Source organism: Nocardioides sp. NPDC057577 (assembly GCF_042801335.1).
Taxonomy (GTDB): domain Bacteria; phylum Actinomycetota; class Actinomycetes; order Propionibacteriales; family Nocardioidaceae; genus Nocardioides.
On sequence record NZ_JBHVGB010000218.1, the window covers coordinates 1 to 8,843 of the forward strand.

At 68.7% G+C, this 8,843-nt stretch carries 10 protein-coding genes; 9 read left to right on the plus strand and 1 reads right to left on the minus strand.

The features are described from left to right. Positions 1 to 20 precede the first annotated feature (20 nt). Entirely contained in the window at positions 21 to 1,274 is a 1,254-nt protein-coding gene (locus tag ACFU7D_RS26840) for a lytic transglycosylase domain-containing protein (protein WP_378873135.1), read from the minus strand. 379 nt (positions 1,275 to 1,653) lie between these two features. On the opposite strand from ACFU7D_RS26840, the gene ACFU7D_RS26845 reads away from it, so the two are divergent. The 9 genes from ACFU7D_RS26845 to ACFU7D_RS26885 are packed head-to-tail and all read left to right on the plus strand — an operon-like array spanning position 1,654 to position 8,808. Beyond that, positions 1,654 to 1,887: a hypothetical protein gene (locus tag ACFU7D_RS26845; RefSeq protein WP_378873137.1), complete on the plus strand. Its 234-nt coding sequence runs from the start codon at positions 1,654 to 1,656 to the stop codon at positions 1,885 to 1,887. Between the two features lie 43 nt (positions 1,888 to 1,930). After that, positions 1,931 to 3,256 carry a glutamate-1-semialdehyde 2,1-aminomutase gene (gene hemL / locus ACFU7D_RS26850; protein WP_378873139.1) on the plus strand — a complete coding sequence of 442 codons (1,326 nt, stop codon included), beginning with the start codon at positions 1,931 to 1,933 and terminating at the stop codon, positions 3,254 to 3,256. A gap of 10 nt (positions 3,257 to 3,266) precedes the next feature. Continuing rightward, the gene (locus ACFU7D_RS26855; RefSeq protein ID WP_378873141.1) at positions 3,267 to 3,932 is read left to right on the plus strand and encodes a histidine phosphatase family protein; all 666 of its coding nucleotides are present in this window, start codon (positions 3,267 to 3,269) and stop codon (positions 3,930 to 3,932) included. 35 nt (positions 3,933 to 3,967) lie between these two features. After that, a complete protein-coding gene (locus ACFU7D_RS26860; RefSeq protein WP_378873143.1) occupies positions 3,968 to 4,534 on the plus strand; it encodes a redoxin family protein in 567 nt (188 codons plus the stop codon). Further along, the gene (locus tag ACFU7D_RS26865; protein ID WP_378729009.1) at positions 4,527 to 5,285 is read left to right on the plus strand and encodes a cytochrome c biogenesis CcdA family protein; all 759 of its coding nucleotides are present in this window, start codon (positions 4,527 to 4,529) and stop codon (positions 5,283 to 5,285) included. The genes ACFU7D_RS26860 and ACFU7D_RS26865 overlap by 8 nt, the downstream gene beginning before the upstream one ends. Further along, a complete protein-coding gene (locus ACFU7D_RS26870; protein WP_378873145.1) occupies positions 5,282 to 6,853 on the plus strand; it encodes a cytochrome c biogenesis protein ResB in 1,572 nt (523 codons plus the stop codon). The genes ACFU7D_RS26865 and ACFU7D_RS26870 overlap by 4 nt, the downstream gene beginning before the upstream one ends. Beyond that, the gene (ccsB, locus tag ACFU7D_RS26875) at positions 6,850 to 7,854 is read left to right on the plus strand and encodes a c-type cytochrome biogenesis protein CcsB (RefSeq protein ID WP_378729007.1); all 1,005 of its coding nucleotides are present in this window, start codon (positions 6,850 to 6,852) and stop codon (positions 7,852 to 7,854) included. The genes ACFU7D_RS26870 and ccsB overlap by 4 nt, the downstream gene beginning before the upstream one ends. Continuing rightward, positions 7,851 to 8,168: a DUF4229 domain-containing protein gene (locus ACFU7D_RS26880; RefSeq protein ID WP_378729006.1), complete on the plus strand. Its 318-nt coding sequence runs from the start codon at positions 7,851 to 7,853 to the stop codon at positions 8,166 to 8,168. Before ccsB ends, ACFU7D_RS26880 begins: the two co-directional genes overlap by 4 nt. Positions 8,169 to 8,187: 19 nt before the next feature. Further along, a complete protein-coding gene (locus ACFU7D_RS26885) occupies positions 8,188 to 8,808 on the plus strand; it encodes a hypothetical protein (protein ID WP_378873147.1) in 621 nt (206 codons plus the stop codon). Positions 8,809 to 8,843 lie beyond the last annotated feature (35 nt).

Here is an 8,843-nt window from a genome sequence, read left to right on the forward strand (position 1 = left end):
CCCTTCGGAGGTGGCTTGAGCTACTTGACGAGCCCGAGCAGTCGCAGCAGGCCCGTGAGGATGCCGCCGACAGCGCCGGTCGCCTCCGGAAGGGTCTTGCCCTGCAGCTGTGCCACGCAGTCGGCGATCGTGCTCTGCGGGACGGTTTGGGCGAGAACGGAGCCGAGCTGGTCGACCACCGCCTTGGTGCAGACCGTGGTGAGTTCACCGACGGTCGCGACCACCTTCTCGACCGGCTTGGTCACCGGCTCCAGCGCCTTCCCCGGGTCGGTGGTGGTGCCGCCGTCGTCACCGCCGCCGGTGCCGCCGCCGGTGCTCCCACCGGGAGTCTCCCCGGAAGGAACCTCGCTGGACGGGTTGGACGGAGCCTGCGAGGAGCCGCCGCGCGGGCCGGCCTGCTGGCCGCCTGCGCGGAGCTCGCGGTCCTTCTGCTTCGAAGACTTGGGAGCCTCCATCCGCGGGATCGCGTAGTCGACCGGGATCGTGCTGTTCGGGATCGAGGTGAAGTCACCGGAGCGGTAGGCCTCGGCGACACCGAGCACCGTCGTGACGTACGACTGGCTGTGGTTGTAGCGGAAGACCGCTGCCCGCGCACCCTGGTCGGTGGAGAGGTCGTCGTCGCCGGAGCAGAGGTAGACCGCGCTCGCGAGGGCGGCGTCGTTGATGTCCTGCGGGTTGCGCTTGCCGTCACCGTCGGCGTCCACGCCGACCATCGCCCAGGTGGAGGGGATGAACTGCATCGGGCCGACCGCCCGGTCGTAGCTGGTGTCGCCGTCGTACTGTCCACCGTCGGTGTCGGTGATCTGGGAGACGTTGCCCTTGCCGTTGAGCGGCACCCCGTAGATGCCGGGGGTGGAGACGCCCTCGGCGCTGAGACGGTTGTCGTTGGCGCGACCGTGGTTGGACTCGACGCGTCCGATCGCGGCGATCAGCGGCCAGTCGATCTTGCAGGATGCGTCCGCGGCGTTGATCACCGTGGCCGCACGCTGATAGGCGGCGAGCGCGGCGGACGGGATGCCGGCGGCGCTGGCCGTCCCGGGGAGTGACTTGTCGACATCGTTGGTCGAGGCCGACACACTGGCCGGTGCCTCGATCGCCTCGGCCGGGACCGACGTCCCGTCGGGCAGGCTGAACGCGTCGTCGTATCTGGTCCCTGATGCGGTGGCACTCGACTGCGTCAGACCGGTGACATTGACCGTCCAGGCCGCGCTGAGCAGCGCGAGCGGAACGAGCGCCGTCGCCTTCTGAAGGCGGTTGTAGCGCGTAGCGGACATCGAATCTCCCTCTCAATCCCCGGGATGGAACGCCCCGGGTCTTGCTCCCCATATCGCAAGGCTTACAACGAACCGTCTCACGTCAAAGTTACGCGCGTCACGTTTTACTGACACATTGCGTTCCAGTTAACGAGACGCTGATGAGACGCAGGTTGTCGTGGTTTGTGACGCTGAATCCCGAAACTCGTTTATCTAATGGCTGTAGATTATCAGCCGATCCACATGTGAACAAGGTCACGTTGGATGACGGAGCAGGTCCTTCGCGACGGGAGTCGCCACGCCATGTCGGTAACCGTAGTGCCACAGGTCGGGAACGGGATGGCCAAACGAGGGAAACATGTAATGACGTTGCGTAGATTCCGTGCGCTGCGAAGGCCCCTTGACGGGCAGCGCCGAGGGCGAGATGCCGCAGGCGTCGTTCACGACGCCGTGGACCGCGCGCGGTGGGTTCGAGGTCGGGAACGGGACGACGACGACCGGCCTCGGGGGTCCGACTGCCCCGCTCGCCGGCGATCTCGGGGGCGTGTGGCAGTACGCCGGTCCGCTCAGTGCCGACGACATCTTCAACGCCGATCCGGGTCTGCCGCCGGGGGCTGCCATCGCCAACGGATGAGGCCGAAGTGGGGATCCGGGGTGGTCTCGGTGACAATGGCGCGGTGCGTACCGATGTTTCCACCCTGTCCGCAGCGGTATCCGAAGCGCTCTTCGCCCGCGCGAAGGCCGTGACGCCGGGCGGCGTGAACTCGCCCGTGCGCGCCTTCAACGCGGTGGGCGGGACGCCGCGCTTCATCCGGGAGGCGAAGGGGGCGTGGCTGACCGACGTCGACGGGAACGAGTACGTCGACCTGATCTGCTCCTGGGGCCCGATGCTGCTGGGCCATGCCCATCCGGAGGTCCAGGCCGCGGTCCTGGAGGCCGTCACCCGTGGCACGTCCTACGGGACCCCGACCACTCCCGAGGTCGAGCTCGCCGAGGCGATCGTCGAGCGGGCTCCGGTGGAGAAGGTGCGGTTCGTCAGCAGCGGCACGGAGGCGACGATGTCGGCCATTCGGCTGGCACGAGGGTTCACCGGGCGCGACGTGATCCTCAAGTTCGCCGGCAACTACCACGGCCACGTCGACTCGCTCCTCGCCAGCGCCGGCTCCGGGCTGGTCACCCACGCGATCCCCGGCACGCCGGGCGTCCCCGAGAGCAGCACCGAGCTCACGGTCGTGCTGCCCTACAACGACCGGGCCGCGGTCGCGGCGGCGTTCGAGGAGTACGCGGGCCGGGTGGCCTGCCTGATCACCGAGGCCTCGCCGGGCAACATGGGCGTCGTCCCGCCGGAGCCCGGGTTCAACGAGTTCCTCGCGACCACCTGCACGGCGCACGGCGCCCTGTTCATCTCCGACGAGGTGATGACCGGGTTCCGGGCCAGCAAGCAGGGGCAGTGGGGCCTGGACGGCAAGAACGAGGGCTGGACGCCTGACCTGGTCACCTTCGGCAAGGTGATGGGCGGCGGCTTCCCGGCGGCCGCCTTCGGTGGCCGCGCCGACGTGATGGGCTCGCTCAGCCCGGACGGGCCGGTCTACCAGGCCGGCACGCTCTCCGGGAACCCGGTCGCGACCACCGCGGGCCTCACCACGCTGCGCTTGGCGACCGACGAGGTCTACGACCACATCGGCAAGGCCGCGGACGTCGTGAAGGCCGCCATCGAGGAGAGCTTCACCAAGGTCGGTCTCCCGCACGTCATCCAGTCCACCGGCACGATGTTCTCGGTCTTCTTCACCGACAGGCCGGTGCGCAACTTCGACGAGGCCAAGACCACCGACGAGGCGGCGTACAAGGCCTTCTTCCACGCCATGCTCGACAGGGGCGTCTACCTGCCGCCGAGCGCTTACGAGGCCTGGTTCCTCTCCTCCGCCCACGACGAGCGGGCGATCTCCCAGATCACGGAGGCGATTCCGTACGCCGCCGAGGCTGCTGTAAAGGTGCTGCTATGAAGGTGAAGGCATGAGTATCGAGACCACGGTCCACCTGTTGCGCCACGGTGAGGTGCACAACCCGGAGGGCATCCTCTACGGGCGCCGGCCCGGGTTCAACCTCTCCGAGCTCGGGCTGCAGATGGCCGAGCGGGTCGCCGACCGGATCGGCGGGCAGGACATCACCCACGTCATCTCCAGCCCGCTCGAGCGCGCCCAGCAGACCGCCGGGCCGCTGGCGAAGGCGCTCGGCGTCGAGATCTCGCTCGACGATCGGGTGCTCGAGTCGGAGAACCTCTTCGTCGGCAAGAGCTTCAAGGACGGCTTGGGGCCGCTGAAGGACCCCAAGGTCTGGCCGAAGCTGATCAACCCGCTCAAGCCGTCGTGGGGCGAGCCCTACCTGGAGATCGTGGCCAGGATGATGGCCGCGATCCATGACGCCCGGGATACGGCCAAGGGCCACGAGGCGGTCATCGTCTCCCACCAGCTGCCGATCTGGACCACCCGGCTCCACATCGAGGGCCGCAGCTTCCTGCACGACCCGCGCCGCCGCCAGTGCGCGCTGTGCTCGCTGACCTCGCTGCACTTCGTCGACGACGAGTTCGTCGCGCTCTCCTACAGCGAGCCCGCCGGCGACATGCTGCCCGCGAAGGACAAGTACGCGCCGTTCTCGGCCGGCGACATGGACGAAGATTAACGGGTCTCTCAGGTTTGTCAGGAAGAGTCCTGCGCGTGCGTAAGAAGTTGGGTGGCCTCCTCACAGTGGTGATGGTGGGGCTGCTGGCCGCGTGTGGGCAGACCGGCACGAACGAAGCCGGCTACATCTCCGGTGACGGCCGCACCCAGGAGATCCCGGTCGCCGACCGCGGGGAGCCGGTCGAGCTCACCGGCGAGACCCTCGACGGCAAGCCGTTCGACCTGGCCGACACCCGGGGCAAGGTCACGGTGCTCAACGTGTGGTGGACCGGCTGCGCGCCGTGCCGCAAGGAGATGCCGATGCTCCAGGCCGCCTACGAGGAGCTGGGCGACGAGGTCGCCTTCGTGGGGCTCAACACCCGCGACGCCTCGGCCGCGCAGGGGCTGGCCTTCGAGCGGCACTACGGCGTGGAGTACCCGTCGGTCTACTCGCCCGACGGCGCCGCCGTCCTCGCGCTGAAGGGCTCGCTGGCGCCGCGCGCCATCCCGGCCACCGCGATCCTCGACACCGAGGGGCGGGTGGCGGCGCTGATCCGCGGCGAGATCCCCTCGGCGCGTACGCTCGACGAGCTCGTCTCCGCAGCAGGTGAGAGTCGTGACTGACTGGTTCGCGAGCACCGCTGGGAGCGGGTCGCTGATGCTGGCCATCCCGGTCGCGCTGCTGGCCGGGTTCCTCTCGTTCGTCTCGCCGTGCACGCTGCCGATGCTCCCGGGCTACCTCTCCTACGCCACCGGCCTGTCCGGCGCGGACCTCGCCTCCGGTGACGTACGCCGTGGCCGGATGCTCGCCGGGTCGCTGCTCTTCGTCGCCGGATTCTCGGTCGTCTTCGTCCTGATGGGCATCACCGTGGGCGGGATCGCCTACAAGCTGCTCGAGTTCCAGCAGACCGGCACCAAGGTGCTCGGCGTGCTCTCGATCATCATGGGCGTCGCGTTCATGGGCTTCATCCCGTTGCTGCAGCGCGACCTGAAGTTCCACAAGGTGCCGGCCGTCGGGCTGGCCGCTGCGCCGCTGCTCGGCTTCCTCTTCGGGCTGGCCTGGACCCCGTGCACCGGTCCGACGCTCGGTGTCATCGCCGGGCTCGCCTGGGACCAGGGCACCGCCGCCCGCGGCGGCCTGCTGCTCGCCGTCTACGCGCTCGGACTCGGCATCCCGTTCGTGCTCGTCGCGGTGATGTGGCGCAAGGCGACGGTCGCGCTGACCTGGTTCCGCCGGCACACCCGTGCGATCACGATCACCGGCGGCGTGCTGATGATCCTGATCGGCATCGCCATGCTCACCGGCTGGTGGGACAACGGCGTCCAGTGGCTGCAGGTCCAGCTCGTCCAGCGTTGGGAGGGCATCGCACTGTGACCGATCTGAAAGAGCCGACCGACGTACGTCGCCCGGGCGAGCTCAACGCCCGCGAGCTGGCCCGCTGGGGCTGGCGTCAGCTGACCTCGATGCGTACGGCACTGATCCTGCTCCTGCTGCTCGCGCTCGCAGCCGTCCCCGGGTCACTGATACCGCAGGACGGGGTCGACTCGCTCAAGGCGGACCAGTGGCGCGAAGCGCACACGACGCTGACGCCGATCTACGAGAAGCTCGGGCTCTTCAACGTCTACTCGACGCCGTGGTTCGCGGCCATCTACCTGCTGCTGATGGTCTCCCTGGTCGGCTGCATCATCCCGCGGTGCCTCGTCTACGCGCGGGCCATGCGTGCCCAGCCGCCGGCGACGCCGGCCAAGCTGACCCGGCTGCCCGAATCCACGACGTACGTCACCGACGAGGAGCCCGCCGAGGTGCTCGCCGCGGCGCGGAAGCAGCTCCGCGGCTACCGCATCCGGAAGGACGATGACGGCGAGTCCGTTTCGGCGGAGAAGGGCTACCTGCGCGAGGCCGGCAACCTGATCTTCCACATGTCGCTGATCATCGTGCTGGTCGCGTTCGCGACCGGGAGCCTGTTCGGCTACAAGGGCGGCGTGATCGTGCTGGTGGGGGAGGAGTACGGCTTCGCCAACGAGCTCTCGCAGTACGACGACTTCAAGTCGGGCTCGCTCTTCGCTCCCGAGGACCTCGACGACTTCAGCTTCAAGATCGACGACTTCCACGCCGAGTGGCTCAGCTCCGGCGCGGGCGCCGGGACCGCGCGCGGGTTCAACTCGAAGATCCGCTACACGGCAGGAACGAGCGACGAGAAGAGCTACGACCTCAGGGTCAACCACCCGCTCACCATCGGCAGCACCGACGTCTTCCTGCTCGCCCACGGCTACGCACCGGTGATCACGGTGCGCGACGGCAACGGCGACGTCGCCTACTCCGGCCCGACCATCTTCCTTCCGCAGAGCCAGAACCTGCTCTCCTTCGGGGTCGTGAAGGCGCCGTACGCCTCGCCCGAGGAGATCGGCTTCCAGGGGCTGTTCTACCCGTTCGAGGGCACCGTCGACGGCGAGCCGGTCAACCTGATGGGCGACATCGGCGACGGCTCGCACGCGATGCTCTCGCTGCAGGGTTTCCGGGGCGACCTCAACCTCGACGCCGGGCCCCAGTCGGTCTACGCGCTCGACACCTCCAAGGCCAACATGATGTCGCCCGAGGAGACCGGCAAGGCGTTCAACCTGCGCCTGGGGGAGACGGCCGAGCTCCCCGACGGGCTGGGGTCTGTCTCCTTCGACGACGTCCAGCAGTGGAACCGGGTGCAGATCTCGAAGTCGCCCGGCAAGGAATGGGCGCTCCTCGGCGTCTCCCTCGCCCTCGTGGGGCTGCTCGGGTCCCTGTTCATCCGCTCGCGACGGGTGTGGGTTCGCGCCCGCCGGGTCGATGGGCGCACACTGGTCGAGATCGCCGCCCTCGACCGCTCCGGCGGTGGAGACACCGCTGCCGTCGTCGCCGGCCTTGCGGAGACCTTACGAGGCGCGCGAACACAGGAGGAGAACCGATGACTGACCACACCTGGGGCGTTCTCAGCAACCAGGCCATCTCGGCCGCCGGGGTCGTCTACTTCCTGGCGCTGCTCTGCGCGCTGGTCGAGTGGTCGGCCTGGCAGTCGCGCGCCAGGGCCGCGGTGGCGGAGAAGGAGCTCGTCGGCGCCGGTGCACCGGCCGACGACGACGCCGATGCTCCGGTGAACCCCGCCGATGCCGTACGCGAGCACCGGGCCGCCCTCTTCGGACGCCTGAGCCTGCTGTTGACCGCGATCGCGGTGGCGTGCCACTTCGTGGCGCTGGTCGGCCGCGGCATGGCCGCGGACCCCAACCGGGTGCCGTGGGGCAACATGTACGAGTTCACGATCTCGGGCTCGTTCGTGGTCGCCGCTGCGTACGTCGCTCTCTACCGTCGGCTGAAGCTCTCCTGGATGGCGCCGTGGGTGCTCGGCTTCACGATCGTGGTGCTGATGCTGGCCGTGGTCGGGCTCTACGAGCCGGTCGCGCCGCTGACCGAGGCGCTCAACTCCTACTGGCTGGTCATCCATGTCATCGCGGCCATCATCGCCACCGGCGGGTTCACGCTGGGCGGCATCGCCTCGGTGACGTACCTCCTCAAGGCGCGGTTCCCCGACGCCGCCCTGCTGGCGCGGGTGCCCGACCTCGACAACCTCGACCGGGTCTCCTACCGGATCCACGCCTTCGCGTTTCCCGTGTGGACCTTCGGGGTGCTGATCTCCGGTCCGATCTGGGCCCACGAGGCCTGGGGCTCCTACTGGAACTGGGACCCCAAGGAGGTCTGGGCGTTCATCACCTGGGTCGTCTACGCCGGCTACCTGCATGCCCGCGCGACCGCCGGGTGGAAGGGCAAGAAGGCCGCGATCGTGGCGCTGATCGGGCTGGCCACGCTGTGGTTCAACTTCATCGGCATCAACTACTTCTCCTCGACCTCGCAGCACTCGTACGCTGCGCCCGCAGCCCCGGCGGTCGTCGAGCTCACCGAGGGAGCCTCACGATGAAAGAGTTCTGGATCTACACCGGCCTGCGGCTGTTGTCGCTGGTCGCCACCTTCGGCATCGTCGCGGGCATCTGGTCGCTCGTCGCGGGCGAGGTCGACATCTTCCTCTCGGTGATCGTGGCGTTCGTGATCAGCGGTGTGCTGTCCTTCTTCGTGCTCGACCCGCAGCGCCGGGCCTTCGCCGAGAAGGTCGAGGCCCGGGCCGCGAAGGCGGTCGAGGCGACCCGCGCCAAGGAGGACGCCGAGATCGACTCCGAGACGGACGCCGGTGCCGAGACCCCCTCGAACGGCGAAGGCGATAGCCACAAAGTGTGATGAGTGGTAGATAACGGTCATGTCGATCGTTCACAAGGCCACGCTCACCCCTTCGAAGAAAGAGATCTTCGGCGCCTGGCTCGCCACTCAGACCTGGTCGCCGGGTGAGCTGGTGGACACGATCGGCTCCTACCGGTTCGACGACCCGGCAGGGAAGGTCGGGATCGAGTGTGTGCTCCTCGAGGTCGGCGGGTCCGTCGTCCACCTCCCGGTCTCCTACCGGGAGGCGCCTCTCGCCGGCGCCGAGGACTTCCTGATGGCGACCACCGAGCACTCGGCGCTGGGCACGCGCTACGTCTACGACGCCTGCGCCGATGCGGTGGCCGTCCGAGCCCTGCTGGCTGCCGCGCTCACCGGCGCGACCCAGGAGCCCATGGACGTCTACGACCAGGGTCGGCTGGTGGATCGCCGCGAAACCGTCGTCACCGCGACCGGCACCGGCTCGTGGACGGGCAACGCGGTTCCGCACTTCGACGGCGTCACGATCCGCTCCCACGGCGCCGAGTCGCGCATCGAGACCGGCAGCTTCGTGGTCGTCGTGAAGCGTGTAGTCGACGACTCCGACGCGGATGGCGCGGAGTCGATCCAGGTCACCTGGCCGGGCGGCGCGGGCTCGCTGGTCGGCGTACGCCACCGCTGACCCGGACGCCGAGTCGGCTCGTTCTGACCAGAATC

Bases quoted from the DNA above. Each gene is read 5' to 3' on its own strand.
- ccsB (WP_378729007.1), top strand. From the start codon at position 6,850: ATGACTGACCACACCTGGGGCGTTCTCAGCAACCAGGCCATCTCGGCC.
- ACFU7D_RS26880 (WP_378729006.1), top strand. From the start codon at position 7,851: ATGAAAGAGTTCTGGATCTACACCGGCCTGCGGCTGTTGTCGCTGGTC.
- ACFU7D_RS26855 (WP_378873141.1), top strand. From the start codon at position 3,267: ATGAGTATCGAGACCACGGTCCACCTGTTGCGCCACGGTGAGGTGCAC.
- ACFU7D_RS26840 (WP_378873135.1), bottom strand. From the start codon at position 1,274: ATGTCCGCTACGCGCTACAACCGCCTTCAGAAGGCGACGGCGCTCGTT.
- ACFU7D_RS26885 (WP_378873147.1), top strand. From the start codon at position 8,188: ATGTCGATCGTTCACAAGGCCACGCTCACCCCTTCGAAGAAAGAGATC.